Below are 23,354 nucleotides of genomic sequence, written 5' to 3'. Positions count from 1 at the left end.
ATGGCAAATCAAACTAATACTGGAAATCCAAAAGTAGATTTAGCATATCGTCGTAAAAAGAGCAAGGAAGAAATGAAATATCAGGTAGTATCATTTGTGTTGATGATCTTCCTTACGCTTCTTGCATTTTTGGCAGTAGGAGCGGAAATGTCTAAATTGTTCATTGTACCGGTAATCATTTTAATGGCAGTGGTACAATGTATTTTCCAACTATACTATTTCATGCATATGAACCATAAAGGTCATGAAGTGCCTTCATTGTTCCTATTCTCTGGATTAGCGGTTGGGTTGATCACAATCTTAGCGTTTACGACAATTATTTGGTGGTAAAAAGGAAAAGCGGAGACCAGTTAACTGGTCCTCCGCTTTTTTTGTTTGCTTCTTTGAACACCCTGTTGATTTCCTTTCCAGGGTTCAAACACCACACCATATGTCCAATTCATGACAATTACGCTTGAATACCTCTACACGATTCTGCCTTACATTGAAGGGGACAGGGTGCTGTAGTATAATTGTCGTAAGCATACAAGTGTCCTTGGTGGCACTATTAAAAATGAGGTGACTTCTTTCATGTTAGGCAACTTGGATATGTTTGGCTTTCAGGCACTCTGGAGCCCGTTTTTACTTGTCACGACCATTGCAATCATTGCTTTGTATATTTATATAACAGGAAGCGGACGGAAGCATTTTAAGGATTCGGAAGCTATTACCAATAAGCAGAGATCCTTTTTCATTGTCAGTTTAATCATGTTCTATCTTGTCCAAGGGTCACCTGTCGATCTTCTGAGCCACTTGATGTTAAGTGCTCATATGACACAGATGGCAGTGCTTTACCTCGTGCTCCCACCGCTTTTGTTGATGGGTAGTCCGGCATGGCTGCTTCGAAAAGTGATCAACCTGCCTGTAGTTAAGCCATTTTTCAGGTTTTTCACCAAGCCATTAATTGCATTGATCGTATTTAACGCCATATTCTCGATCTATCACATTCCGGTGATTTTTGATATAGTGAAAGTGGATATGACCTTGCATACGACTTATACTGCAGTGATGTTTGTAGCTGCATTCATCATGTGGTGGCCTCTTGTAAATCCTCTTCCAGAAGAACAGAGGCTTTCAGGTATTCTGAAAATCGGCTACATTATGGGAGATGGCATACTTTTGACACCAGCATGTGCATTGATTATTTTCGCCGATCAACCGCTTTATGCGACCTACTCGGAACTGACAGCATGGCTTGCAGCACTTGAGCTGTGTGTGCCTGCAGGAACATTGGCAGGCCTGGATCTTGGAGGACCTGAACTCTTCAATGCCCTTCCCCTTATTGAAGATCAAAAGCTTGGCGGAGTTATTATGAAAATTATTCAAGAAATCATGTACGGTAGCATTTTGGCCTATGTGTTCTTCCAATGGGCTCGCCGTGAAAGAGAAAAAGAAGAGATGGAATTATCACAATCCATGAACCCAAAAGTAGTGGAGTAGCAGTAGCTTCGACAGCAACCATGCAACGTTGCTGTTTTTTATTGAGGTCAGTGAATTTTACAATATCATGAACGTTCTACATTCATATTGCAAGATTTATGTGAGTTAACTTAAAATAGTCTTGAGTAGAGCATAAGTGTGAGAGGAGAAATACATGGATTATTCGATTCCTATTCTACCAACCATCAGTACTTTTTTTATTGTACTCAGTGCTATTTTTGTCGGTATCGGTTGGTATTTAATCAGTAAAAGAAAGATTGAGGCACACAAGAAAACCATGCTGCTTGCAGCGGTATTTGCGATTATCTTTTTCATAATCTATGCTTCAAGAACGATATTTGTCGGTAATACCAGCTTTGGCGGACCGGATAATATTAAGATCTACTATACATTGTTCCTGCTGTTCCACATTACATTGGCAACGATAGGTGCAGTAATGGGTATCATCACATTATGGACAGGATATAAAAACAACCTATCCAAGCATAGAAAGCTTGGACCAATTACAAGTATTATCTGGTTTTCTACAGGTATTACAGGGGTGGCGGTCTATCTGCTACTTTATGTGATTTATCAGGGTGGAGAAACGACATCTGTCTTTAAAGCCATTTTGGGATTTTAATTTCTTCTTGTCTGAATATAACTGAAAAAAGGTGTCCGGAGAAAATTCCGAACACCTTTTTTAATTATATTTTAAAATTAGTCTTGATGATCCCTGCTTCACGTGCGGAATTGAATGCAATCAGGATTAGCGGACCTACTATGAAACCAAGGATTCCAAGGAGCTTCAGACCTAAATACATCGCAATCAATGTGGCAAGTGGCGACAAGCCTATATGTGTTCCCATTACTTTCGGTTCTACCGTTCTTCTTATAATAAGAAGAACAATGGCAAGAACTGTTAGTTGAGTTCCAAGGCTGATATCACCTGTTATCAGATGAAATAGCGCCCATGGGCCAAGGATGACGATAGAACCAATAATCGGAATGAAGTCAATGAGCCAGATGATCAGGGACATGATTAAAGCCGTCTCCGGAGCAATGATCCATAGCCCGACAAGTGAAACGAAAAAAATGATGACACTGACCAAAAACTGGGCTTTAAAAAAGCCAAATACAACATAGGATAGTCTAGAGGTCATAAATTTGACCTTATTGGCAGTAGATTCCTTCAAGTGAGAATAGAATCCTATCTTTAATCGCGGCATATCCATGAGGAAGAGGAACAGGGCGATTAAATAAACGAGAAAACTGACCAGATAATTAGGAATATCCGTGAAGAGGCTACTGATATTTTGGATATTCAAGAAATCTGTCAAGAATATTCTAAGATCATACAGAAAAGATTCCACCTGTTCACTTATTGCATCCACTACTTCAGGTGGCAGGTCTTCGGAGGCATTATGAAGATCTGCTTGAAAATCTTGCCATACTTTATTCACTTCATTTATGTAGGAAGGAGCGTTTTCCACAAGATTTATTGCTTCTGTAATGACCTTTGTTGTAATAAAATAGCCAACTGCCCCAATGGAAGCCATAAAGAGAAGAAATACAATCATCACGGAAAGATTTCTTTTCAAGTTGACACGGTGCTGCAGCAGTTTCACAATTGGTTCTAAAAAGAATGAGGTTACAAGTGCTAATATGATCGGTATGGATACCGGTAAAATGAAGTAACCTACGACACAGATTGCGGCAATGATAATAACGATTAATAACGTTTTTTTCGAAAACAAAGAGGACAATGGATGACTCCTTTCTAAACACAAAACTTCTCTAATATAGATTATAGTATGGATTTTACTGAAATAATAGTATGTAGGAAAATAAATATGTATAGGAAGTCAAAATATGATAATCATTGCAGTCTTAAGGGAAATATAAAGCTATCCACAATAGGATGGCATTTCCTATTCCACAATCATAATTTGATGAAGAAAAAATTTTAGGAGGCTTTTATGGAAATCAATAAAGGGCAGATTGAGATAAGTACATTACTGCTTCAAACGATCACTTCCATATGTGTTTCTGACATTGATGGCATCAAACAGATTGCGCCTCGGCTACTCGGCAAGGTATATTCCTTATGGCAGCAGGAACAGAGGCAAGCGGCCATTATTCAGTTGGAAAAGGAGCATCTGGTTAAGATAGATGTATTTATTGCAGTAGCCTTTCACACAAGCATCCCGGATGTTTGCATCAAATTACAGCAGCATATCAAGAATGAGATAGAGGTAATGACAGGTTATGAGGTAAAATCAGTCCGAGTTTTTGTAGGGGAGGTCTATAGAAAGTAAAAAAAGGTGGAATGCCCGTGCCATGCACAAACAAATCCACCCCCTATCCCGAAATTATTTCATTTGATCCATTCTTTCTTTTGATTGCACCAATAGAGATTTGGATGTCTCTACAACATTTGCGGGAAAAGTTTCGCCTTCTCCATATTCCACGCCATGAGGATAGTAATGCTTACCTAATAGAGGAGTCATCAATTTGATCATTGCATGAGATCCGCCAACATCCCCTTCAACAGCAAAGCCTTGGACACGCAAATAATATACGTGACCTTTATTTTCGAATTTACGATCAAATGTAACGCGCTCGTAATCCCATTGTCCTGCAAGTACGAACCCTAAGTCTTCCATGATATCCGTTAAACGGGATAATTCCACTACTTCATTTTCAATTCCAGTGTTTTCAATTCTCATGTATGTACACTCCCTTTCGATCCTTACCAAAAAAGTACGCTCCTTGTTAATAATAGTACGAATAAGGATAACTTTCAATAATGGAATAGTCGAACTCGCCTTTTCGACGCACTTTTTTAGAAAAAGTCATGATTTTGTAGAAAATGGTCAAACTATCTGTGAGGGAGGAGGTTACATTCCTCCTCTACTAAGTATCCTATCCAATTTAATCGAAAAATACGAGGTGACATAATGAAAACAGTTCGAGAAGTAATGACAACTAATGTAGACGTGTGCACACCATTAGACAATGTTTATGAAGTGGCAACGAAGATGAAGGATTTGAATGTTGGAGCAATCCCTATCGTGGAGAATAATCAGCTAGTTGGAATGATAACAGACCGGGACCTTGTAGTCAGAGGAATTGCTGAAAAGCATGCCGGTTCCAATCCTGTCACCAATGTGATGAGTGATCATCTGGTAACCATTACTCCAGAAGCATCTGTAGAGGAAGCGGCCCATCTGATGGCCCAGCATCAAGTGAGAAGACTTCCTGTGGTGGAACATGGACAGTTGATTGGAATATTGGCTCTAGGAGATCTTGCTGTAAATCAATTGTCAGATGACAGTGCCGGAGATGCTTTAAGCGACATTTCTGAAAGGTAATATGAAGACTGCAGTTATCATAAAGAGCTGCAGTCTTTTATTTTGTCCTTCCACTCCCAAATCTTTTATAATGAAGTAAATATGGAAAAAAGCGTATTCATTACGCAGAAGTTGGGTATAAAAGTGATAAAGATAAAAACTCTACCATTTTGTGTACATAAGTAGAATGTAAAGGAAGTCTATCAAATATATTAATAGAAAAGGAGGGATCGACCGGAAAATGAGGGGACTATTTATATTATTGTTTGTTGCTTTCTGCCTTTATCTATTTGTCAATGTAGAGCCCGAGCAGCTGGAAGAACTGTTGGGCAATCAGCCTCAAACAGAACAGGGTGAATCGGGTGAATCCTTAAATGAGGAAGAGCAGGCAGTGATCCAGTCCAAAATCCAATCATCCGACACAGTGGAAGGAATAGCATCATTCATCGGAAAATCCGATAGTGAGCTATTGGACGCCTACGGGGAACCGGTAAGAAAAGATCTTTCCGCCTATGACTATGAATGGTATATCTATAATAATTATCCGGTAGAATATGTTCAATTCGGGGTGGAAAACGGAAAAGTGGTAACTGCTTTCAGTACAGGTGCAAACAGTAAAAACAGTCCTTTCCAAATTGGTCAAGCATATGATTCCCTTAACGAGGAATGGTCCTTTGCGGATTCTGTCACTGTTTTATACGACGAAGGATCCTATCGTTTCGAAATGAAAGAAGAGGAGCTTCTGACCCGTCCATTAGTCCTGATGGGGGATGTGTATGTACAACTATACTTTGACAGCTTCGATAAAGAGCTTTCGAGTGTACGGTACTTGAATGCGGAGACCCTTATCAAGCAGCGTCCGTATGAGCTGGTTTATCGGGGTCCTTTGCTCAATCCGAAGGAATTGAACCAAGAGGAATGGAAAGCGGTGGAGGCAGGGGCAGAACAACAGATCATCGATTTTACCAATATGATCAGAAACCGATTTGAGCTTGCTCCTGTAGAGTGGCACGACGAAACGGCAGATGTTGCATTTCTGCATAGTAAAGATATGAAAGACGCCGATTATTTTTCGCATACGTCTCCTACTTCCGGAAGTCTCTCTGACAGATTGACAACCGGTAATGTCCCATTTCAATATGCAGGGGAAAATATTGCGGCACAGTATGTCGATGGAATAGCTGCGGTAGAAGGCTGGCTCAATAGTGAAGGACACCGAAAAACCTTGCTCAATGAACGTTTCACCCATCTTGGAGTAGGGGTGAATGAAAAATATTATACCCAGAACTTTATTGAAACATGGTGAAAAAAGCTGAACATCGGGAATACTCGCGATGTTCAGCTTTCTTTTATGCTTCCAGCAATAAAAATGTCTTTTTCCCATTGTCCCTCCACCAATACTGCGTTGCCAGGTCGAAGGTTCATTTCTTTCCAATCCTGAGTAAATGGCTGACGAAGCACCACAGAAACGGTCCGGTCGTTGCTCTGCAGCTGAATGGTGGTTACCATCATGTACATTTCATGGTAATAGCGTTTTTTCACCGTACTCAAGGCGGTGATCGTACCCTGTATACGTGCCTCCAGCATTAACTTGTCGAGCATTTCCCATTTTTGACGTTGCTTTGCTTTCTCTTTTTTTGTAATCAGATAAAAATACAGGATTAATATAGGGATGACTATTGCTGTTACCATTCAAACAACCTCTTTACACTTTTTTAGGGATAATGAAGAAGCTTCCGGTAGCATGAGCGATCAATGTTTGGTCTTCCCTGAAAACTCTCCCTTCCATTACCAGAAGCTTTGAGCCTTTATGTATTACATTTGCGACACAAGTAAATTCATTTCCGACGCCTTTTGCAACATAGTTGATTTTCATCTCAGTGGTAACAGCTGCTTTATCTTCCGGCAGTAATCTGAAGGCCAATGTTCCCATTGCTGAATCCAGAAGTGTGGCAGTTAGTCCGCCATGCAAAATGTCTAAGGAATTCTGCAGAATCTCAGTATTTGGAATGGTCATTGTCAATGTATCAGGCTCATGGAACTCACTAGTGATCCCCATCAGTGCACCGATATGTGTTCCATTCTTACCCGTTTTTTTCCGCTTTAGGCTTTCAAGGTATAAAGAGGCAACCTCGCGCTCCTCCAATGTGGCTTCTATTAAAAAATCGTTCCATTGCTGTGTTAAGTCCATTTCTGTTCCTCTTTTCTAAGCAGTCTCCTCTCATCTTATCAATTATTGGCATGTAAAGAAAAGAAAAATAGGCGAACGCTTTTTCTTTTTTTCAATAAAATACACTAGGCATATAGAGGAGAGAGGTGAGAGAATGGCAACGAAAGAAAAGCACCCAAGTATTGAAAAGTTCAAAGCGTTTGTCAAAAAGCATCCGAAACTTGCAGCTGAAGTAAAAAGTAACAAAAAGACCTGGCAGGAGCTTTTTGAAGAATGGTATTTGATTGGGGAGGAGGATGAAAGCTGGAAAAGCTTCCGGGATCCCAATCTTCCAGAGGAGGAGAAGAGTTCAAAGGAGTCAAAATCAGATGTTATTCCTCAAATACTACAATCTTTGAAGAAAATGGATATGAATCAGATGCAATACCATCTAACCAATGTAAACTCTGCAATAGGCAATATCCAACAGCTCATACAACAGTTTATACCAAACTCGTCAAAGGGTAGTTCGCCGTCCCAAGGCACCAAAAATCCTTTTTCGTTTAGAAAAGATTAAGCTAATAGGAATGGATGAAGACCATGAGAAAAGATGTGTACGAATATATCCAAAAGAAAAAAACATTAAAGTCCTACTTACGTGAACAGCCATCCTGGTATCGAACACTTACGAGAAACCCTGAAAAGCTAAATGATTTTGAGTTATCTTCCATGCACTATTACAAACAGACCATCCCCCACAAAGTAGAAAAATTTCAGAATTCAGTCCAGATGGCGTCCATGATGGTGCATATGTTTCAGACCATGAAGAATATGGATTGAACAAAATAAAACTTGATCTTGATGGAGCTAATAGACAGCTCCATTTTACATATCCAGGAATAGAAACACTTCCAATTTCTCAAACTAAGTAAAAATTGGGAGGAGCAACCATGATGAATAAGTTTTTTATTACCCTTACCTGCTTCACTCTTGTGCTTCTAACAGGCTGCAAGGAAGAGAAACGCAAAGAGCCCGAAGTAATGAACCATGTAAATGAACTGGCAACAGAAGTATCATTGATGTCTTCTCAGGCAAAGAAGCCATCCGGTAAATCTTTATCGATGACCATTCATCACCAAATCAAAGGACAGCATGTTTATATGGAATGCATTGTCGGACCGAATTTTCATTTTACCGACGATAGCAGAAAAAGAAAGCAGGGAGAGGGCCGGCTCCACGTTTATGTTGATGGAAAATTTTTGGAAACCAAGTCGCAGGGAGCCTTCATCCTGAGAGGGATGCCTACTGGAAAACACACAATAACCGTCAAGCTTATGCACAATGACCAGACGGAATATGGAATTTCGGATTCTTTTGAAGTAGAGATAAACTAGGGGTAGGTATTATACTTCCTTTACATTTCATGGTATGATGGAATCGGAGGTGTTTTCCACTATGATCGCTACTTTTGAGCAAGTTCAAATGGTAGAAAAAGCAGAAGAGTTGGCGAAGATGATTTGGCAGTCAGAGCTTGCCGAAGACTATCATCGTTGTCTATATAATGTACATCAGGATAAAGAGGCGCAGGAATTGATCCGTGCTTTTCAACATATGAAAGACCGTTACGAGGAAGTACAGCGTTTTGGGAAGTACCATCCCGATTACCGTAAAGTCACCCTCGAAACAAGGGAGCTCAAGAGAAAAGTAGATCTGCATGAGACCATCCATGCGTTCAAGCAGGCAGAGGAGGCCATTCAAAAGACACTTGATGAAATAAGTGTAATGATAGGCCACTCCGTCTCTGTCAATGTGAAGGTCCCTACAGGAAATCCATTTTTCGACTCCCTATCAAGCTGCGGCGGAGGCTGTGGATCTGGTGGAGGATGCGGCTGTAAAGCAAGTTGATTCTCATTCAGTACGCAAAAAGAGACTAATCCGTTAGTCTCTTTTTTTATGATTTTTTTCTTAAACGGATACAATCCTCACATAGATTTCCACAACAGAACATTTTCTCCTGCGGAACGAAAAAACGGTGTCTATAAACATATTGATTTTGAGCTTGCCGTACAAAATGTGTTTCCACTGTGACCTTTTTACGGAACATGGCTTTTTTGGAACAGGCAGCTATGATGGCAGACCCTTTAGAATCCCATTCTGGCACTTTTTCTTCGGAAACATGAACATAGAGAAAAGGTATTCCGGTGATATTTTTCCGGAAGCACCCCTCTACCAGCTCATCTTCTTTCAGCTCATTCAAAAAAGTGGACCAGATCTGTTCAAGTTCCATGGATAGTGTCCTCCTAACCTTTTTCATAAAGGAAAGTAATGAATTTTCACATATATTAGGGCGTTTATGTGTGTTATCTTCCATTCATCCGTGCTAAAATAATAAAAAGGTCGAAAGAATATGATAATATAGGAATAGTATATAGATATCGGCAAGCTAGAATGATAAAAGGGGCAAAAACATATGCTGACACAAAGACAAGGCATTGTAGTATGGCTACATTCGTTAAAGCAGGCAAAGCTGCTGCGACGTTATGGCAATGTCATTTATATATCAAAAAAATTGAAGTATGTTCTATTCTACTGTAATAGTGAAGATACTGACACTTTGGTCGAAAAGCTGAACAAGCAATCCTATGTGAAGAAAGTGGAAGTATCCCACAAGCCATCCATCAAAACCCATTACGAGAATTCCAGACCGGATAAGGCAAAGGAATATGATTATAAGATGGGACTATAAGAAAGAGCAGTACAAACTTTTGACTTCAGGTTGGGTTTGTACTGCTTTTTGTCTTTTTAATTGCCTTATTCGTACTTCAGTAAACACTTTTGAAATAGAACATTTATCTTAAAGGCGGAATATAATGGTTTAATCGCAAAATCCCTATAATGTATTGGTAGAATAATGCCTTTTCGGCAAAGGTGGTGGATGGCTTGATATCCATCTGTATGATTACCTTGTCCAGGCTTGCAGCCAATTCCTCAAATAATGCCGCGCGCTTATTTTGCAGATGGTTCGGATTGGGTATCCCCTCTAAACATATGTAAATGGCCTGAAAGTCTCCGGGATCTGTCGGTTTCATGACTACAGCCAAAGAAGTGACCTTTTTTCCGTCCTTAACGGTGTGGAACATCATGAGATGCTGCAGCCGTTCCTTGTTGCACCTTCCCAATTCCAGCAGCTCATAAATATCTGAATATCCTTCCCCTAATTCTATAAATCGTTGAATCATTTTTTAATAACTCCTCTCCAAGAACATGTTCATTTAAACAACTATCAATATCCCGGTTTTACTTTAACACTTTCCGCATAAAAATAGAAGTACAGCCCAAAGACCATTGAAAGGGAGGAAAGCTTATGTTATTGGTTTTCTTATGTTTATTGGGTGGTTTACTCGTTGTTTATGGAAAAGATCACTTCACCGTCTCGAAATCTTCCCAAGAGAACAACCATATACCCTTAAAGGGCATTCTTGCCACCGGATTAGTATTCTATCTGCTGTCAAGAGGTCTGATAAACGACGATCAGAAGGAATTGCTTGAATCGAAGACCTTAGAAGAACTGGAAGGGTATATTCTAAGCAACAATATTTTAACTGAGCAGGAATGGGCAAATGTATGTGTCACGGAGTTCAACTCCTGCACTTTAAGTGACTTTGACATGGATATGCCGGTACTATAATAAAAAAAACCCTGCATGGATACCCATGCAGGGTCCTTCTATTCCTTGAAAAAATTCAAGGTTAAGAAGGCAAAGGGAGAGGAGAAACCGGAGGAAGAACTTATGGGGAAACGTAAGTCTTCTCCGCGGTTGGCAACAACATCACACGAATAGATGTTGTTATAGGTAAGTATGAACCAAATAAAGGAAAGCTATACACACAAGTTGCAACTATCTTCCATCCTGATAAATACTTTTGAATTTTATGTCGAATATGATAGGATATTGGTAATTGAGTTTATAGAAATAAAAGTAGTGGTGAGAAGATGAGAGTAGTGTCAGGGAAATTTAAAGGTAGACAGTTGAAAGCGGTACCAGGGATGAATACCCGTCCCACGACCGATAAAGTAAAAGAATCAATTTTCAATATCATTGGACCATATTTTGACGGAGGTTCGGCATTAGATCTTTTTGGCGGCAGCGGCTCACTTGGAATCGAAGCACTCAGCCGGGGAATCGATAGAGTGATTTTCGTTGATAAAGACGGGAAAGCGATTCAGACTATTAAACAAAATATTGAAACCTTTGAATTGGAGCCCCAGGTGGAAATCTATCGCAACGATGCAATGAGAGCATTGAATGCGTTGAATAAAAGGGAGATTTCTTTTGATTTGATTCTTTTGGATCCTCCATATAAGAGGCATCACCTGGAAGATCTTATACATAAAATAAGTGATTATCATTTACTGTCCGAAACAGGCCTTATCATGGCAGAGCATAGCAACGAGGTTGAGTTGCCAATCATTCTTGGAAGCTTTAAACGGACAAGGCAGGAGCATTACGGGCTGACCGTGATTTCAGTATATAAATTTGCATCGGGTGATGAAGGAGGAAATTAAGTTGGCAAGTATTGCAGTTTGTCCAGGTAGCTTTGATCCGGTTACCTTTGGTCATATGGATATCATCAAAAGAGCATCCAAGGTGTTTGATAAGGTATATGTGTGTGTGTTGAATAATACTTCCAAAAAGCCATTGTTTACTGTGGAAGAAAGGGTTGCGCTTCTTCAGGAGGTCACAAACGAATTTGGAAATGTGGAAGTGGAAGAGTTCCATGGCTTATTGATCGATTACGCACGCAGCAAAAATGCAAGTTCCATTGTCAGGGGACTGAGGGCGGTTTCCGACTTTGAATATGAGATGCAGATCACATCGATGAACAGGGTGCTCGACGAAAGCATTGAAACCTTGTTTATGATGACCAATAATCAATATTCCTTCTTGAGTTCAAGTATTGTAAAAGAAGTCGCAAAATACAGCGGCTCCGTATCAGAACTGGTACCGCCGGTTGTAGAAGAAGCGTTGAAAAAGAAATTCAAAAATAATTAAATAATATATAGGTAGAGCCAGCACCCGGTTTAGAGGGTGCTGGTTTTCTATTTGATTTCAACAGGTGCATTCTAATTAAATGACACAAAAAAAGGCGAATGAATTGGCAAACGGCTTTTCTCCTTTTTTTGTCAACGTTTCTACGGAATTCTATTAACTTAGACAAAGCAATTGATATCATTATTATGAGGTACAATTAGTTTTGTACAATTGAAAAGGGTGATCAATGGGAAATCAGGTTAAGCAGTAGAGCTGATAAATAGAGGGAAAAATTCCGCTTAATTAGTAATTACTAAAAAAAAAGGCTGAAATAGGCGGAGAAATTCCGCCTTTTGACTCGAAAAATTAGAAAATGAGCTATTTTGTTGTGCATAAGCGGAAAAACTCCACTAGCATTGCATAAGTATCCACAGGCCAAAAATAAATTCAATTCCCTCCTATTAGATAGAATAATAGGGGCTATTTTATGGACGAAAACAAAAAAGTCCCCTAAAGTAGAAGCTGAACCCACGTTATCCGTGACTGCTACTAAAGGAGACTTTCATGGATAACATCATATCAAATCAGAGTGTATTTAGTAAATGCCTTTCTTTCTTACCGTTTGAAAAATATAAATGCTCGTGCTTAGACAACTGCGTAAAAAAACTTACTACCGCTAACTTAATGAGGATTTGTCTCACCATGCAATTAGGAAATTGGAAATCCTACGAGGAAACAGAAGAACGTATTCGTGCCATGGAAGGCACAGAGGAACTATTTGGACTCACTAGTATTAGTGCTTCTCAACTATGTCGTCGTGTCAATGCCTTACCTTCGGTCCTACCACAGCAGTTATTTCTTGCCGCTGTTGCCCAATTGAATGAATTGACGAGTAACGGAAAGGGAATTCCTTCTTTGGGGCGTCTTCATCTCGTGGATTCTTCTTCTCTGCTTCTTGGACCTACATTAGGAAAATGGACGTATTTTACAAAGTATAGTAATTGCGTGAAGCTGCATACTCGTATTGTAGTAACAGATCCCGACACAGCTTATCCCGATATGGTCATTCCCTCTACAGGTAATGTGGATGATCGTGAAGTCATGCTTGAGCTCGTGAAGGATCCTCATGCAACCCATGTGATGGACCGTGGCTATGTGGATTACAAAAAAATGGACCACTGGGTGGAAAACCAGATTCCATTTGCCATGCGTATCCAAGCTAAGCATAAGACGAACATTATTAAATCCTATGACGTTCCCGATGGCAGTAAGGTTAAGCTAGACGCCTTAGTCGTTATGGGGAGTAAATTCAGATCCATGGAACAGCCCCTTCGTCTGGTTGAATTCACGGATGAAGAGGGGAAAGAATACCGTGTCGTAACCAATCGTTGGGATTTAAAAGCTGAAGAAGTAACCGAATTGTACCGGCACCGGTGGATCATTGAACTGTTTTTCAAGTGGATGAAACAACATCTACGCCTAGTTAAACTACAGAGTACCCAACCCCAAGGAATATGGAATCAGATTTTCTTCGCCATGACGGCGTACTGTATCACACTATATGTTAGGTTAGTTGAGAATACGAAGAAGACCACCTGGAAAGTACTCACCCTTCTCCGCATCCATTCCGAAAGGACATGGAAATGTTTTCTCAATGAGTTACACCGTTTACCAGAAAGAAAATCGAAAGGAAGACAAAAGAGCAAGCACCCGCCAAATGAAATTAAACTTTATGATGCAGGTGTGGCCATGGTAAAACCGGTTGGGGTAAGTACTAGTTCAATGGCAAAATATATGAAAAAAAGAAAATAATATCCATTTTTTGGATAACTGGGTTCATTTACAACCTCCTCGACTTTTTGGCTCAAAGCTACGCGATTCTGGTGTAAAAATTATACATAAAAGCAATATAAAGTAATATAGATACTCTTTTGTGGATATTTTTGCAATGCTAATGGAAAAACTCCGCTTATTTTACATTTGTTTGTTCTTCTATAAAGGACATTAAAAGATTAAGACAACCCAGTATTTTTATTCCTATTTAAGAAACTCGGTTTAGGGTTGAGAAGGAGCTGATTTTCTATTTAAATCCATCAGCGGCAGTATTCAGGAAATTGTTTTAAGTCTTCTGGTAAGCAAAATAATCAAATACCCCCATAGAACAGCCAAAGTAAATAACGGGCCGTATATCTCCAAGCTTGACAGCAGTTTCTCCCAGAAACCTGCGGGCAGATAAGGTGCAAAAACAGGAATATCCACGCTCGCATTTTCAAGTCCGTTCAATTTTTTATCAATTGGTTTCCAAAGAAGGAAAGTAATAAGTGCGGCAAAGCAGCCATGCATGATTCTCGCAAAAAAGAAAGGTTTGAATCTGATATCGGATTCAGCAAGAATGCTTGCAACCTGAGCCTGTACGGACAGGCCACTGAATGCAAGGAAAAAGCTTGTGATAATGATCTGATCCATCAGGGAAACATGCATCACTTCACTGGTTAATTTACCTCCTAAAGTGATTTCAAAAACACCGGATATCAGGGGGATGCTCAGTTCTGTTGATATTTGGAATAGAGGCAGCAATAGCCCGAGCATACCTGCCAGCAATGCAGTGACCCCAATAAGAGCAAGCATGCTGTTCAGAACGGAAAATAGAATGAGGAACCCACCAACCATCAACAGAGTTTGGACAGATGTCAGTACTGCATCTCCCAGGAGTTTTCCAAGGGGTTTTTGATTTTTAAGGCGGGTTTGGTGAAGCTCGCTGAACGCTCTTCTCAAGGATACTTTCTTCACGGTAGAATGGCGCTCCGTTTTTTTTCCTTTATAGTAAGGTCCATGAAAACGCATCACCAGCCCAACACATATGTTGCCAAGATAATGCGCTAGAGCAAGGATGATTCCCACCTTTGCATTATGGAAAAATCCGACTGCTATAGCGCCGAAAATGAAGAGCGGATTGGATGAATTCGTAAAAGAGACAAGCCTTTCCGCTTCATATGCGGTTATCTCGTTATCCTTCCTGAGTCTTACCGTGAGCTTTGCGCCGGAAGGGTACCCGGAGGCCATACCCATTGCCCAAACGAATCCTCCCACACCAGGCACCCTAAACAATGGCCGCATCAACGGCTCCAGCAATACCCCAATAAAGGCGACCACCCCGAACCCTATTAAAAGTTCGCTGATAATCAAAAATGGCAGCAGGGAAGGAAAGACAATCTCCCACCACATTTTCAGCCCCCTTAAGCTTGCTTCAAAGGAAGCCTGAGGATTAAGTATAAGTGATAGTGCTAGTAGGGAAATAATAAAAGCAAAGAATAATGTTTTTATTTTGGAAAAGTTCACTTGTTTAGCCTCCTAGCCAACTTGGGGGATGAAAGGGTTCCTCAGGCTCCGCTTTTCTTTGTCCAGCTCCGCCGGCTAGCCCCTCGAGTCATAAGCCATGTTTCCTGCGGAGGTGAAACCCAACCTCCTCCGGAAACCTGTCTTATGCTTGTCGGTGCTGCCCAAGCCGGCTCCGCTTTTCTTTGTCCAGCTGCGGGCGCTTGGGACTATCAAACTTCCCTCACTTCCCTACGATAAGTCAACATCGACGCTCGTGCTCTTCGTGTTTCCTTTATCTCAGGAAGCTCAGTCCAGTTTGTAAGTCCCAGAGCGAGCGCCCTCCGCTTTTCTTTTTAGTACAAGAATGATTGGGTTTTTGTTAGAATATTAATAATTACCTATGAAAGGTGGGATGGTTTGTCCATCTTACCTTTCAATATACGAGGGAAGGGTAGGGATTTAGAACAAAAATTGACCCAAGTCTCTACTGTTTGCTCACCATATAAATAAATGAAGCGTACAATGAATATGAAGAAAATAGCAGGTTTAATGGGCTTTTAGGTGGCTGTTAAAGCTTGGGGTGATGTGTATGGAACCTAAAATTGGAGTCGCACTGGGGTCTGGTGGTGCAAGGGGGTTTGCCCATCTTGGTGTGCTGAAAGTATTGCAGGATGAAAATATTCCGATTGACCTGATTGCCGGGAGCAGTATGGGGGCATTAGTCGGCAGCTTCTTTGCAATGGGGCATGATATGGACCGCTTATACAAGATTGCTACTGCATTCAAACGGAAGTATTATCTGGATTTTACGGTTCCGAAGATGGGCTTTATTAGCGGCAATCGAGTGAAGGATTTGTTCAGGATGTTTACCCAAAATAAAAATATTGAGGATCTGGCTATACCACTTAGCATCGTAACGACAGATCTGGAGAAGGCCGAGAAGGTTATTTTGACATCAGGATCGATTGCAGATGCTGTCAGAGCAAGCATTTCCATTCCAGGAATATTTGTGCCTGAAAAGCTGAATGGGCGTCTCCTGGTGGATGGAGGGGTGGTAGATCGTGTACCTGTCAGTGTGGCAAAAGGGATGGGGGCAGACCTGGTAATAGCCATCGATGTTTCCCATGTAAAAACAAACGAGCCGGTGGATTCGATTTTCGATGTTATTCTGCAGACCATTGATATCATGCAAAATGAACTGGTGAAGCGCAGTGAGCTAGAATCTGATATTATGATACGGCCACCTGTTGCGCACTACAGTTCACGTGCGTTCACCAATATAGAAGAGATAATACGGATAGGGGAAGAAGAGACAAAAAGACATATTCCTCTCATTCGGAAAAGGATTGAGGAGTGGAAGGGGAATCATCAGAATGAAGAGTAAAATGTATCGGAATTCCTTGATAATCGGGGTCATTATTGCTGTGGTATTGAATTTTGTCACATTGCCCTATTATGTAACCAGGCCTGGATCAGCAGAAGAGCTGGCACCACTGGTTTCTGTGGAAGGGGGAGATAAGGATGATGCGGGACGCTTTATGCTGACTACGGTTAAAATGGGGAAAGCGAATGTCTTTACCTATGCATTTGCAAAATTCAGCGATTACCAAAACATCTATCCGATCAATCAGATTCGCAGGGAAGATGAATCAGATGAGGAGTACTCCTACCGTCAGCTTCACATGATGGAAAATTCTAAAGAGACTGCCATCAAAGTTGCTTATGAGAAGGCAGGTAAGGAAGTAGAACTGATTTCAAGAGGTGTCTATGTTTTCTCGGTGCTTGAAGGAATGCCTGCTGAAGGAAAATTGGCGATAGGGGATAGAATCACCCATATCAACGGGGAGGAAACTCCGACTTCAGAAATTTTCATGGAAAAGGTAAGTGCCAAAAAGATTGGCGAAACAATTGAAGTTACATACGAACGTAAGAAGAATGAGGAAACTGCCACCATCAAATTGGGTGAACACCCTGAAAAAGAAGGAAGTCCAGGGATAGGAATCAGTTTACTGACTGATTATGAGATTACAACCGATCCGGAAATCACTATCGATACAGCCCAAATCGGAGGTCCATCTGCTGGTCTGATGTTTACACTCGAAGTTTACAATCAGTTAATCGAGGAAGACATAACAAAAGGATATAATATTGCGGGTACCGGTGCCATTAATGAAAAAGGTGAAGTATTGCGTATCGGAGGAATTTCACAAAAAATTGTCGCTGCAGATAACGCAGGTGTAGATATTTTCTTTGCTCCAAACGAAAACGGGGCTGAAAATTCCAATTACCAGGAGGCGTTGGTAGCTGCGAAAGACATCAAGACAAAAATGAAAATTGTTCCAGTAAATACCTTTGATGATGCAATCGAATATCTTGAAGAGCTTAAAGAGGAATAAAAAGAACAAAAGACGGAAACGAAAAGCATTTAGAAAAAAAATAATACAAAAGATTGTTCATTTTGAGTACCAATTGTTTATTCTGCTGATTTCTTCATCTGGAATCAAGAGGGTTCTCACTAATCGGTTGGGAGATTAGGTTAACCACTAGCTAGAGCTGATAAATAGACGGAATAATTCCGCTTACTTAGTAATTACTATTTAAAAAGGCTGAAATAGACGGATAAATTCCGCCTATTGACTTGAAGTATTCGAAAATGGGTGATTTTTCTGTGCATAAGCGGAAAAACTCCCCTTATCTCCCCTGAAACAAGCTACATTTTGCATTTAACCGGAATAACTCCGCTTATTTTACTTTTGTTAGTTCTGTGAAAAAGGACATTAGATTAAGACGATCCAGTATTTGTATTCGAAATAAAGAAACTCGCCGATTACTTCGGCGAGTTTCACTTTTTTTTATAAACCAATAATGATGCCCATACGGCTGTCATTTCGGCACATATTTTTAAAAAATCACCTCAAAACGGAACGGCTTATTTTTGGATGGGCGCTGTCTTTTATATTATACGAATTTGTTTGTTTCTTCGTTATATCTAACAGGTGGCTTTGAATACTCCAGCTGCATCCATTCGCTGCGGGCAGGTTCAGGGAATTTCATGGCATATGTGCAGGTGGCTCTTATATCCATATTCAGCATCATGCTTTCCAAAGCTGTAACCTTGGACAGTAAAGGTAGATCTGTGTCTTTTTTGATATGCTTCAAGTAACTTTGCCCTTTCTTTGACATCCCAAGCAATCGTATGTACTCACTCTTTTTTTGGGACGTGATTCGCTGCATCATCTCTTTTTTAGTGTTTGTCAAAAGATGGGTACACATCCTTTGCAATCTTGTCCAGGTGTAACGCTTCGTTTTAAGTTTGGTCATGAACTCTTCAAAGGTATGGCTTTCCTTCATGGTCTGTTGCAGCCTATGCTCAAGTCCCTCCTCCACCTCATAGATATCGGCAAGCTCAGAAGGTGTGCTACAAAGGATACGATACTTCAGGAAAGGGAAATAATCTTCCCATCGATGAAAGCCACCTGCCTGAAGCTGATAATGGGCAAGGAACTGATAGGTGCCTTCAGGGACATATTGTTGTACATTCTCGATTTGACTGCCATGATTAAACAAAGCCTTTCGGATACTTGTGGCACTCGCTATATTTGTAGCATTGAAATCTGGATCATGATAGCCGGCATTTGTCCGTTCAATGGTGAATGCCTTCAGGGGGCTATTCTGTTCACGTATCGCTTTTACATAGTGATAGCCAAGAATATTATTTGGCTGTGTCAGATCAAGCACCCTTTCATTTTTTGTGATTTCGGAAAATGCCATGGAGGACGCTTTTGGGAAACTGTAGCCCTCCTGACTGTAAGACTGGACCCGCAGGTTATAATCCTCTTTTTTCGAATCCATGATGGCCAAAGTCCGCTCAAAGTCATGGATATTTCCTTGCTCGCTTCCGAAACAGACGGTGTCACAATGCATGCCCGACAATATGGAGATGGATCCGCTTGCAAAGACCTCCGCCTTTTGGGTGGCAAAAGCATATGGCAATTCCACGACGATATCGATACCGTTGATAAGGGCCATTTTCGTCCTGGTCCACTTTGAAACAAGAGCAGGTTCCCCGCGCTGCAGGAACTGGCCGCTCATGACGGCGATGACAACTTCGGCCCCGGTTGCTTTCTTGGATTGCTCCAGATGAAATTTATGTCCGTTGTGAAAAGGGTTGTATTCAACAATTACGCCTAAAGATTTCATTTTCAGACCCCTTCATGCAGACAAATATGAACATAATCACATTGTCTGATGGTAATATTATTTTATCGATTGTTTTTTCAGCTATTTTTGTTAAGTACTTGTTCAAATCATAGGATTATGTCTATAATTATAGTGTAAAGAAAAAATATTGACAAATATATCGGTGAAAGCTATAATTACTTTTGTTGCCTTGAGGTGAATATCTTGTTGAAATGGACATTATTCCAGTTAAATCAGTTACAACATAAAGGTTTAGAAATCGATGAAACAGTTGATGTAAGTGAAATTACGACACATAGTGATATTCGATCTATTGAAGCCGTTCACGTAACTGGCAGAGCTGATTTAAGTTCGAAAAAAGCTACGTTTCATTTAACTGTGGAAGGTAGAATGGTTTTACCATGTTCACGTACATTGGTTGATGTGGACTATCCTTTTACGATAAAAACAACTGAAACTTATCTTTTTCAGCCTGCTGAGTATGAAAGTGATGAAGAAGAGCTGCACACTGTTGAAGGTGATGTTGTCGACTTAATGCCAGTCATTAAGGAGGCAATCATTCTCGAAGTACCGATGCAGATTTTCTCAGACTCTCCCGATAAGGAAGAGGCTGCTCCCCAATCAGGTAAAGACTGGGGCGTCATTACAGACGAGGATCAAGAGAAAAAGGTTGATCCAAGGCTTGCAGGACTGGCTAAGTTTTTTGAGAAAGACCAAGAGTAGAGATTACGCTTGTAATGGAAACTCGTTTTTAAGGAGGTGGGAAGAATGGCTGTACCTTTCAGAAGAACGTCTAAAACTGTAAAAAGAAAGCGTCGTACACACTTTAAACTACAAGTTCCTGGTATGGTAGAATGCCCAAGCTGCGGTGAACAGAAATTATCACACCGTGTATGCCCAGCATGTGGTACTTACAAAGGAAAAGAAGTAGTAAATAAATAATGAAAAAAGCACAGGGTCCGTCCCTTGTGCTTTTTTTATTGGCTATTTTCGCATATATTGTTGCTTTTGACGTATCCACCGTAAGCACTTAATATTACTTGCTCTCGTGCTCTTTTCCCTTGCGATAGATTTATTTCACTTTGAATAATATAGGGAGAATTGCTGTAAAAAATCCAAATGCCGATTTTTTACGGACAAAAGCAACAAACTTTTCGAAAAGAGCCTTTTTATTTGTGTTCGTTTATATGTGAATCTCTTACATAAAGCAATACAAGCACCCGGAAATCAGTTAATATGAAAATAAAATCCAAAAAAGGAGCAGCTCAGCTATGCAAAGTTCAAAAACTGTAAGCTACATAGATGAACATAGGTTTTTCTGGTTCAAAATCAACCGCCCCGACAAAAGAAATGCGGTCGATTACGATGTGATGAATGAACTGGAGCAGGCGTTAAAAGAAGTAAAAAGGAATACAGCCATCAGAGCCTTCATTATCACTGGTACCGGGGAGCATTCGTTCTGTTCAGGTGGGGATCTCTCCGTGTTTCATGCCCTCCACACGAAAGAGGATGCTTACGCCATGCTTTCAAAAATGGGGGCGATCCTTTATAGTCTTATGACACTTCCTGTCCCCACCTATGCACTTATTAATGGCACGGCAATAGGAGGGGGCTGCGAAATTGCTTCTGCCTGTGATCAGAGGTGGGCATTGCCCCATGCCAAATTGGGGTTTGTTCAAGGAAAGCTTGGAATTACAACCGGTTGGGGAGGGGCGAGCATGCTATTCGAGAAAATCCCTTCACCTCAAGCCTTGCAAATGTTGAATTCTGCCACTATCTATCCAGCAGAGGAGGCAGAAACTCTTGGTTTCGTTCAGAAAATAGTACCTGCTATTGAAACGCGCGCCCTACATGAGAGCCTTGTCCAATCTTCGGGAGTGCTAAGAAGCTATAAACAGGCACTGGTCTCCAAATGGGAGCAGACAAACCTGAAAGAGAGAATGCTAGCAGAAATAGAGCAATGTGCATATTTATGGGAACAGGATGAACATCACAGCGCTGTGGAGAGGTTTCTTCAAAGTAAGAAAAAATAAGGTGTTACTTCATTTTGGTGCTTCATTTAGTCTATCTTTTCTACTACACGCATATGTATAGGAATAAAAAGTGTGTTAGGGGGATAGCGCTTATGTCTACTGTTCGTCAAGATGCATGGACTCAAGATGAAGATCTATTGTTGGCGGAAGTGGTGTTACGATATATAAGAGATGGTGGCACGCAGCTTACGGCCTTTGAGGAAGTCGGAAAAAAACTTTCTCGAACATCTGCCGCATGTGGCTTCAGGTGGAATTCATATGTCAGAAAGCAATATAAGTCAGGAATCGAACTTGCCAAAAAGCAGCGAAAAGAAATCAAAAGGGAACATGCAGCAAAAAATCCCGTTCCTGAAGTATCGGATTTCAACAGTATCAATGAAAAATTATATGCATCAGATAACCTCACCATTTCTGCTGTCATAAGCTATCTGAACCATTTGGAGCAATTGGAGAATGAATACACGAAGCTCAAAGATGAAAACCTTCAGCTTAAAAGGCAGGTCGATATGCTTGAAGGGGAAGTCCAGCTATTGGGGCAAGCGAAATTGGAGCTTGAAACATCGATGAATCTTGTCGAGGAAGACTATCGTGCCTTGATTGAAATAATGGAGCGCGCGAGAAAGATGGTCGTGCTCCAGGATGATGAGAAGAATAAAAAGGTAAAGTTTCAAATGGATCGAAACGGCAATTTGGAAAGAGTGGAAAAGTAGTATTCAATCAAAGTGAGTGACCACCTATCAACGGGGTGGTTTTTTTTATTGGGTTAAAACCACCTTCTTTTAGAAAATAGAGGTATAATGGAACCATACAAAGAAAAGCGAGGTTTTCTTATGCCTAGCAAAAAGGAAAAGGATATTCAACCCGTTCTATTATTTGATGGAGTTTGCAATATGTGTAATTCTTTGGTTATTTTTGTGATCAGAAATGATAAAAAGGGAAGGTTCAAATTTGCATCCCTGCAATCAGAGAAGGGTCAGCAGCTGTTAAAAAACCTTTCCCTTTCTACAAATGATTTCGATACTTTCTATTTCATCCTGGGCAACAGATACTACACAAAATCGTCTGCTGGCTTAAAAGTGCTTAAAGGATTGGATTGGCCATGGAAGCTTCTTTATCCATTAATATTAGTGCCTAAGCCTATAAGAGATTCAATATACAGTTATGTGGCTAAAAATCGTTACAAATGGTTCGGTAAAAAGGAAGAATGCATGCTGCCAAGCCCGGATATGAAAAAACGATTTCTGTAATAGAAAAAAAGGGAAATTGCCGTTATGCAATTTCCCTTTATTTTTTATTCTGCAGTATCAAGCGTTCCGGATTGTGCTCTTTCCTGGGCGGATACCCCTTTTGGATACCATACTAGCGGATTCTCTCCCAAATCGCGCTCCACGTCGTAGTTAACGGAAGTGAAGCCCATTCGATTCCAGAAGTCGGCTGATTTTACACGTGGGTTCGTTTTGATCGGTAAACCGAAGCTCTTTGCAAATTCAACGAGTTCTTTGCCGAAGCCTTTTCTCTGATAGGCTGACAATACTTCCAGTTTCCATAGCTCCAGGTAGTCCTGAGCTGGTTCAAAGTATTTATCCAATTCCTTGGAAACTCGGTATAGGCTCATTCGGGCTACTAATTTTTCCCCAAAGTAAATTCCGTAGAAAGGGGATTCGCTGTCATTTTCAATAATATTTTCCTGAAGATCCTCTAGCATGGAAAGCTCCTGTATTCCATATTCCCTGAACTGCTTGAATTCTTCTAAAGTTTTATAGTTAATCGATAGTTTTTTTACAGTCATACGTTTTCCCCCTCATGTCTCT

31 protein-coding genes are annotated in these 23,354 nt (G+C 40.6%); 22 read left to right on the top strand and 9 right to left on the bottom strand.

What is annotated here, in order from left to right; translation table 11 throughout:
- From ctaF to ACFVAD_RS19935, 3 genes are all read left to right on the top strand, one after another.
- Nucleotides 1-330 (top strand): cytochrome c oxidase subunit IVB, encoded by a 330-nt coding sequence (ctaF, locus tag ACFVAD_RS19945; RefSeq protein WP_204418502.1) that lies wholly within the window; start codon nucleotides 1-3, stop codon nucleotides 328-330.
- A gap of 240 nt (nucleotides 331-570) precedes the next feature.
- Nucleotides 571-1,479, top strand: a complete 909-nt coding sequence (ctaG, locus tag ACFVAD_RS19940) for a cytochrome c oxidase assembly factor CtaG (RefSeq protein ID WP_386644232.1) — start codon at nucleotides 571-573, stop codon at nucleotides 1,477-1,479.
- 154 nt (nucleotides 1,480-1,633) lie between these two features.
- Nucleotides 1,634-2,101 (top strand): DUF420 domain-containing protein, encoded by a 468-nt coding sequence (locus ACFVAD_RS19935; protein WP_386644229.1) that lies wholly within the window; start codon nucleotides 1,634-1,636, stop codon nucleotides 2,099-2,101.
- Nucleotides 2,102-2,165: 64 nt separating this feature from the next.
- On the opposite strand, the gene ytvI is transcribed toward ACFVAD_RS19935, so the two are convergent.
- A complete protein-coding gene (gene ytvI, locus ACFVAD_RS19930; RefSeq protein WP_386644226.1) occupies nucleotides 2,166-3,224 on the bottom strand; it encodes a sporulation integral membrane protein YtvI in 1,059 nt (352 codons plus the stop codon).
- Nucleotides 3,225-3,437: 213 nt separating this feature from the next.
- Here ytvI and ACFVAD_RS19925 point away from each other — a divergent pair, with 213 nt between their 5' ends.
- Complete coding sequence (locus tag ACFVAD_RS19925; protein ID WP_386644224.1) at nucleotides 3,438-3,776, top strand: Asp23/Gls24 family envelope stress response protein; 339 nt, start codon at nucleotides 3,438-3,440, stop codon at nucleotides 3,774-3,776.
- A 54-nt stretch (nucleotides 3,777-3,830) separates the two neighbouring features.
- On the opposite strand, the gene ACFVAD_RS19920 is transcribed toward ACFVAD_RS19925, so the two are convergent.
- Complete coding sequence (locus ACFVAD_RS19920) at nucleotides 3,831-4,187, bottom strand: YugN family protein (protein WP_386644221.1); 357 nt, start codon at nucleotides 4,185-4,187, stop codon at nucleotides 3,831-3,833.
- A gap of 231 nt (nucleotides 4,188-4,418) precedes the next feature.
- Between ACFVAD_RS19920 and ACFVAD_RS19915 the strand changes: the two genes are divergently transcribed.
- Both ACFVAD_RS19915 and ACFVAD_RS19910 read left to right on the top strand, forming a co-directional pair.
- Complete coding sequence (locus tag ACFVAD_RS19915; protein ID WP_386644218.1) at nucleotides 4,419-4,832, top strand: CBS domain-containing protein; 414 nt, start codon at nucleotides 4,419-4,421, stop codon at nucleotides 4,830-4,832.
- Nucleotides 4,833-5,052: 220 nt separating this feature from the next.
- A complete protein-coding gene (locus ACFVAD_RS19910; protein WP_386644215.1) occupies nucleotides 5,053-6,117 on the top strand; it encodes a CAP domain-containing protein in 1,065 nt (354 codons plus the stop codon).
- Between the two features lie 32 nt (nucleotides 6,118-6,149).
- On the opposite strand, the gene ACFVAD_RS19905 is transcribed toward ACFVAD_RS19910, so the two are convergent.
- Nucleotides 6,150-6,503 (bottom strand): hypothetical protein, encoded by a 354-nt coding sequence (locus ACFVAD_RS19905; RefSeq protein ID WP_386644212.1) that lies wholly within the window; start codon nucleotides 6,501-6,503, stop codon nucleotides 6,150-6,152.
- A 13-nt stretch (nucleotides 6,504-6,516) separates the two neighbouring features.
- Nucleotides 6,517-7,002 carry a PaaI family thioesterase gene (locus tag ACFVAD_RS19900; protein ID WP_386644210.1) on the bottom strand — a complete coding sequence of 162 codons (486 nt, stop codon included), beginning with the start codon at nucleotides 7,000-7,002 and terminating at the stop codon, nucleotides 6,517-6,519.
- Nucleotides 7,003-7,135: 133 nt separating this feature from the next.
- Between ACFVAD_RS19900 and ylbD the strand changes: the two genes are divergently transcribed.
- The 4 genes from ylbD to ACFVAD_RS19880 all read left to right on the top strand — a co-directional run bounded on the left by ylbD (nucleotide 7,136) and on the right by ACFVAD_RS19880 (nucleotide 8,865).
- Nucleotides 7,136-7,537 carry a YlbD family protein gene (gene ylbD, locus ACFVAD_RS19895; protein ID WP_386644207.1) on the top strand — a complete coding sequence of 134 codons (402 nt, stop codon included), beginning with the start codon at nucleotides 7,136-7,138 and terminating at the stop codon, nucleotides 7,535-7,537.
- A gap of 23 nt (nucleotides 7,538-7,560) precedes the next feature.
- Entirely contained in the window at nucleotides 7,561-7,800 is a 240-nt protein-coding gene (locus tag ACFVAD_RS19890; RefSeq protein WP_386644204.1) for a YlbE-like family protein, read from the top strand.
- Nucleotides 7,801-7,910: 110 nt separating this feature from the next.
- Nucleotides 7,911-8,354, top strand: coding sequence for a hypothetical protein (locus ACFVAD_RS19885; protein WP_386644202.1), 444 nt, complete (start codon nucleotides 7,911-7,913; stop codon nucleotides 8,352-8,354).
- Nucleotides 8,355-8,415: 61 nt separating this feature from the next.
- On the top strand, nucleotides 8,416-8,865 hold the full coding sequence (locus ACFVAD_RS19880; protein ID WP_386644200.1) for a YlbF/YmcA family competence regulator: 450 nt from the start codon (nucleotides 8,416-8,418) through the stop codon (nucleotides 8,863-8,865).
- A 46-nt stretch (nucleotides 8,866-8,911) separates the two neighbouring features.
- Here ACFVAD_RS19880 and ACFVAD_RS19875 read toward each other — a convergent pair whose 3' ends face one another.
- The gene (locus ACFVAD_RS19875; protein ID WP_386644197.1) at nucleotides 8,912-9,247 is read right to left on the bottom strand and encodes a hypothetical protein; all 336 of its coding nucleotides are present in this window, start codon (nucleotides 9,245-9,247) and stop codon (nucleotides 8,912-8,914) included.
- A 183-nt stretch (nucleotides 9,248-9,430) separates the two neighbouring features.
- Here ACFVAD_RS19875 and ACFVAD_RS19870 point away from each other — a divergent pair, with 183 nt between their 5' ends.
- Nucleotides 9,431-9,706 (top strand): YlbG family protein, encoded by a 276-nt coding sequence (locus ACFVAD_RS19870; RefSeq protein ID WP_386644195.1) that lies wholly within the window; start codon nucleotides 9,431-9,433, stop codon nucleotides 9,704-9,706.
- A gap of 103 nt (nucleotides 9,707-9,809) precedes the next feature.
- Here ACFVAD_RS19870 and ACFVAD_RS19865 read toward each other — a convergent pair whose 3' ends face one another.
- Nucleotides 9,810-10,199 carry a DUF7147 family protein gene (locus ACFVAD_RS19865; protein ID WP_386644192.1) on the bottom strand — a complete coding sequence of 130 codons (390 nt, stop codon included), beginning with the start codon at nucleotides 10,197-10,199 and terminating at the stop codon, nucleotides 9,810-9,812.
- Between the two features lie 125 nt (nucleotides 10,200-10,324).
- Between ACFVAD_RS19865 and ACFVAD_RS19860 the strand changes: the two genes are divergently transcribed.
- The 4 genes from ACFVAD_RS19860 (at nucleotide 10,325) to ACFVAD_RS19845 (ending at nucleotide 13,804) form a co-directional block, all read left to right on the top strand.
- Nucleotides 10,325-10,648, top strand: coding sequence for a hypothetical protein (locus ACFVAD_RS19860; RefSeq protein WP_386644189.1), 324 nt, complete (start codon nucleotides 10,325-10,327; stop codon nucleotides 10,646-10,648).
- 305 nt (nucleotides 10,649-10,953) lie between these two features.
- Nucleotides 10,954-11,526, top strand: coding sequence for a 16S rRNA (guanine(966)-N(2))-methyltransferase RsmD (gene rsmD, locus ACFVAD_RS19855; protein ID WP_386644186.1), 573 nt, complete (start codon nucleotides 10,954-10,956; stop codon nucleotides 11,524-11,526).
- Nucleotide 11,527: 1 nt separating this feature from the next.
- A complete protein-coding gene (coaD, locus tag ACFVAD_RS19850) occupies nucleotides 11,528-12,013 on the top strand; it encodes a pantetheine-phosphate adenylyltransferase (protein WP_386644184.1) in 486 nt (161 codons plus the stop codon).
- 543 nt (nucleotides 12,014-12,556) lie between these two features.
- Nucleotides 12,557-13,804 (top strand): IS4 family transposase, encoded by a 1,248-nt coding sequence (locus ACFVAD_RS19845; protein WP_386644181.1) that lies wholly within the window; start codon nucleotides 12,557-12,559, stop codon nucleotides 13,802-13,804.
- 294 nt (nucleotides 13,805-14,098) lie between these two features.
- Here ACFVAD_RS19845 and ylbJ read toward each other — a convergent pair whose 3' ends face one another.
- The gene (ylbJ, locus tag ACFVAD_RS19840; RefSeq protein ID WP_386644179.1) at nucleotides 14,099-15,331 is read right to left on the bottom strand and encodes a sporulation integral membrane protein YlbJ; all 1,233 of its coding nucleotides are present in this window, start codon (nucleotides 15,329-15,331) and stop codon (nucleotides 14,099-14,101) included.
- Nucleotides 15,332-15,899: 568 nt separating this feature from the next.
- Between ylbJ and ACFVAD_RS19835 the strand changes: the two genes are divergently transcribed.
- Both ACFVAD_RS19835 and ACFVAD_RS19830 read left to right on the top strand, forming a co-directional pair.
- Complete coding sequence (locus ACFVAD_RS19835; protein ID WP_386644176.1) at nucleotides 15,900-16,694, top strand: patatin-like phospholipase family protein; 795 nt, start codon at nucleotides 15,900-15,902, stop codon at nucleotides 16,692-16,694.
- The gene (locus tag ACFVAD_RS19830) at nucleotides 16,684-17,706 is read left to right on the top strand and encodes a SepM family pheromone-processing serine protease (protein ID WP_386644173.1); all 1,023 of its coding nucleotides are present in this window, start codon (nucleotides 16,684-16,686) and stop codon (nucleotides 17,704-17,706) included. The genes ACFVAD_RS19835 and ACFVAD_RS19830 overlap by 11 nt, the downstream gene beginning before the upstream one ends.
- Before the next feature lie 562 nt (nucleotides 17,707-18,268).
- On the opposite strand, the gene ACFVAD_RS19825 is transcribed toward ACFVAD_RS19830, so the two are convergent.
- A complete protein-coding gene (locus ACFVAD_RS19825) occupies nucleotides 18,269-19,510 on the bottom strand; it encodes a nucleotidyltransferase (protein ID WP_386644170.1) in 1,242 nt (413 codons plus the stop codon).
- Nucleotides 19,511-19,717: 207 nt separating this feature from the next.
- Between ACFVAD_RS19825 and ACFVAD_RS19820 the strand changes: the two genes are divergently transcribed.
- The 5 genes from ACFVAD_RS19820 (at nucleotide 19,718) to ACFVAD_RS19800 (ending at nucleotide 22,790) form a co-directional block, all read left to right on the top strand.
- On the top strand, nucleotides 19,718-20,233 hold the full coding sequence (locus ACFVAD_RS19820; protein WP_386644167.1) for a YceD family protein: 516 nt from the start codon (nucleotides 19,718-19,720) through the stop codon (nucleotides 20,231-20,233).
- Nucleotides 20,234-20,278: 45 nt separating this feature from the next.
- Nucleotides 20,279-20,452 (top strand): 50S ribosomal protein L32, encoded by a 174-nt coding sequence (gene rpmF, locus ACFVAD_RS19815; RefSeq protein ID WP_010193033.1) that lies wholly within the window; start codon nucleotides 20,279-20,281, stop codon nucleotides 20,450-20,452.
- A 329-nt stretch (nucleotides 20,453-20,781) separates the two neighbouring features.
- A complete protein-coding gene (locus ACFVAD_RS19810; RefSeq protein WP_386644164.1) occupies nucleotides 20,782-21,543 on the top strand; it encodes an enoyl-CoA hydratase/isomerase family protein in 762 nt (253 codons plus the stop codon).
- Between the two features lie 92 nt (nucleotides 21,544-21,635).
- On the top strand, nucleotides 21,636-22,253 hold the full coding sequence (locus ACFVAD_RS19805; protein WP_386644161.1) for an RsfA family transcriptional regulator: 618 nt from the start codon (nucleotides 21,636-21,638) through the stop codon (nucleotides 22,251-22,253).
- A gap of 120 nt (nucleotides 22,254-22,373) precedes the next feature.
- The gene (locus ACFVAD_RS19800) at nucleotides 22,374-22,790 is read left to right on the top strand and encodes a thiol-disulfide oxidoreductase DCC family protein (protein ID WP_386644158.1); all 417 of its coding nucleotides are present in this window, start codon (nucleotides 22,374-22,376) and stop codon (nucleotides 22,788-22,790) included.
- A gap of 44 nt (nucleotides 22,791-22,834) precedes the next feature.
- Here ACFVAD_RS19800 and ACFVAD_RS19795 read toward each other — a convergent pair whose 3' ends face one another.
- A complete protein-coding gene (locus tag ACFVAD_RS19795) occupies nucleotides 22,835-23,332 on the bottom strand; it encodes an N-acetyltransferase (RefSeq protein WP_386644155.1) in 498 nt (165 codons plus the stop codon).
- Nucleotides 23,333-23,354: the final 22 nt, after the last annotated feature.

The sequence above is a fragment of the Sutcliffiella sp. NPDC057660 genome, from assembly GCF_042800035.1.
Taxonomy (GTDB): domain Bacteria; phylum Bacillota; class Bacilli; order Bacillales; family Bacillaceae_I; genus Sutcliffiella_A.
Note: the sequence above shows the minus strand (reverse complement) of the source record. Positions and strands in the feature narration are given on the sequence as shown.

What these genes read in the sequence shown, in the direction of transcription:
- ACFVAD_RS19900 (WP_386644210.1), bottom strand. Translation starts at nt 7,002, where the DNA reads ATGGACTTAACACAGCAATGGAACGATTTTTTAATAGAAGCCACATTG.
- ctaG (WP_386644232.1), top strand. Translation starts at nt 571, where the DNA reads ATGTTAGGCAACTTGGATATGTTTGGCTTTCAGGCACTCTGGAGCCCG.
- ACFVAD_RS19805 (WP_386644161.1), top strand. Translation starts at nt 21,636, where the DNA reads ATGTCTACTGTTCGTCAAGATGCATGGACTCAAGATGAAGATCTATTG.
- rpmF (WP_010193033.1), top strand. Translation starts at nt 20,279, where the DNA reads ATGGCTGTACCTTTCAGAAGAACGTCTAAAACTGTAAAAAGAAAGCGT.
- ACFVAD_RS19800 (WP_386644158.1), top strand. Translation starts at nt 22,374, where the DNA reads ATGCCTAGCAAAAAGGAAAAGGATATTCAACCCGTTCTATTATTTGAT.
- rsmD (WP_386644186.1), top strand. Translation starts at nt 10,954, where the DNA reads ATGAGAGTAGTGTCAGGGAAATTTAAAGGTAGACAGTTGAAAGCGGTA.
- ACFVAD_RS19795 (WP_386644155.1), bottom strand. Translation starts at nt 23,332, where the DNA reads ATGACTGTAAAAAAACTATCGATTAACTATAAAACTTTAGAAGAATTC.
- ACFVAD_RS19870 (WP_386644195.1), top strand. Translation starts at nt 9,431, where the DNA reads ATGCTGACACAAAGACAAGGCATTGTAGTATGGCTACATTCGTTAAAG.
- ACFVAD_RS19810 (WP_386644164.1), top strand. Translation starts at nt 20,782, where the DNA reads ATGCAAAGTTCAAAAACTGTAAGCTACATAGATGAACATAGGTTTTTC.
- ACFVAD_RS19830 (WP_386644173.1), top strand. Translation starts at nt 16,684, where the DNA reads ATGAAGAGTAAAATGTATCGGAATTCCTTGATAATCGGGGTCATTATT.
- ACFVAD_RS19910 (WP_386644215.1), top strand. Translation starts at nt 5,053, where the DNA reads ATGAGGGGACTATTTATATTATTGTTTGTTGCTTTCTGCCTTTATCTA.
- ACFVAD_RS19875 (WP_386644197.1), bottom strand. Translation starts at nt 9,247, where the DNA reads ATGGAACTTGAACAGATCTGGTCCACTTTTTTGAATGAGCTGAAAGAA.
- ACFVAD_RS19865 (WP_386644192.1), bottom strand. Translation starts at nt 10,199, where the DNA reads ATGATTCAACGATTTATAGAATTAGGGGAAGGATATTCAGATATTTAT.
- ACFVAD_RS19915 (WP_386644218.1), top strand. Translation starts at nt 4,419, where the DNA reads ATGAAAACAGTTCGAGAAGTAATGACAACTAATGTAGACGTGTGCACA.
- ACFVAD_RS19890 (WP_386644204.1), top strand. Translation starts at nt 7,561, where the DNA reads ATGAGAAAAGATGTGTACGAATATATCCAAAAGAAAAAAACATTAAAG.
- ACFVAD_RS19920 (WP_386644221.1), bottom strand. Translation starts at nt 4,187, where the DNA reads ATGAGAATTGAAAACACTGGAATTGAAAATGAAGTAGTGGAATTATCC.
- ACFVAD_RS19835 (WP_386644176.1), top strand. Translation starts at nt 15,900, where the DNA reads ATGGAACCTAAAATTGGAGTCGCACTGGGGTCTGGTGGTGCAAGGGGG.
- ACFVAD_RS19905 (WP_386644212.1), bottom strand. Translation starts at nt 6,503, where the DNA reads ATGGTAACAGCAATAGTCATCCCTATATTAATCCTGTATTTTTATCTG.
- ctaF (WP_204418502.1), top strand. Translation starts at nt 1, where the DNA reads ATGGCAAATCAAACTAATACTGGAAATCCAAAAGTAGATTTAGCATAT.
- ACFVAD_RS19935 (WP_386644229.1), top strand. Translation starts at nt 1,634, where the DNA reads ATGGATTATTCGATTCCTATTCTACCAACCATCAGTACTTTTTTTATT.
- ylbD (WP_386644207.1), top strand. Translation starts at nt 7,136, where the DNA reads ATGGCAACGAAAGAAAAGCACCCAAGTATTGAAAAGTTCAAAGCGTTT.
- ACFVAD_RS19860 (WP_386644189.1), top strand. Translation starts at nt 10,325, where the DNA reads ATGTTATTGGTTTTCTTATGTTTATTGGGTGGTTTACTCGTTGTTTAT.
- ACFVAD_RS19880 (WP_386644200.1), top strand. Translation starts at nt 8,416, where the DNA reads ATGATCGCTACTTTTGAGCAAGTTCAAATGGTAGAAAAAGCAGAAGAG.
- ACFVAD_RS19885 (WP_386644202.1), top strand. Translation starts at nt 7,911, where the DNA reads ATGATGAATAAGTTTTTTATTACCCTTACCTGCTTCACTCTTGTGCTT.
- ACFVAD_RS19925 (WP_386644224.1), top strand. Translation starts at nt 3,438, where the DNA reads ATGGAAATCAATAAAGGGCAGATTGAGATAAGTACATTACTGCTTCAA.
- ACFVAD_RS19825 (WP_386644170.1), bottom strand. Translation starts at nt 19,510, where the DNA reads ATGAAATCTTTAGGCGTAATTGTTGAATACAACCCTTTTCACAACGGA.
- ACFVAD_RS19845 (WP_386644181.1), top strand. Translation starts at nt 12,557, where the DNA reads ATGGATAACATCATATCAAATCAGAGTGTATTTAGTAAATGCCTTTCT.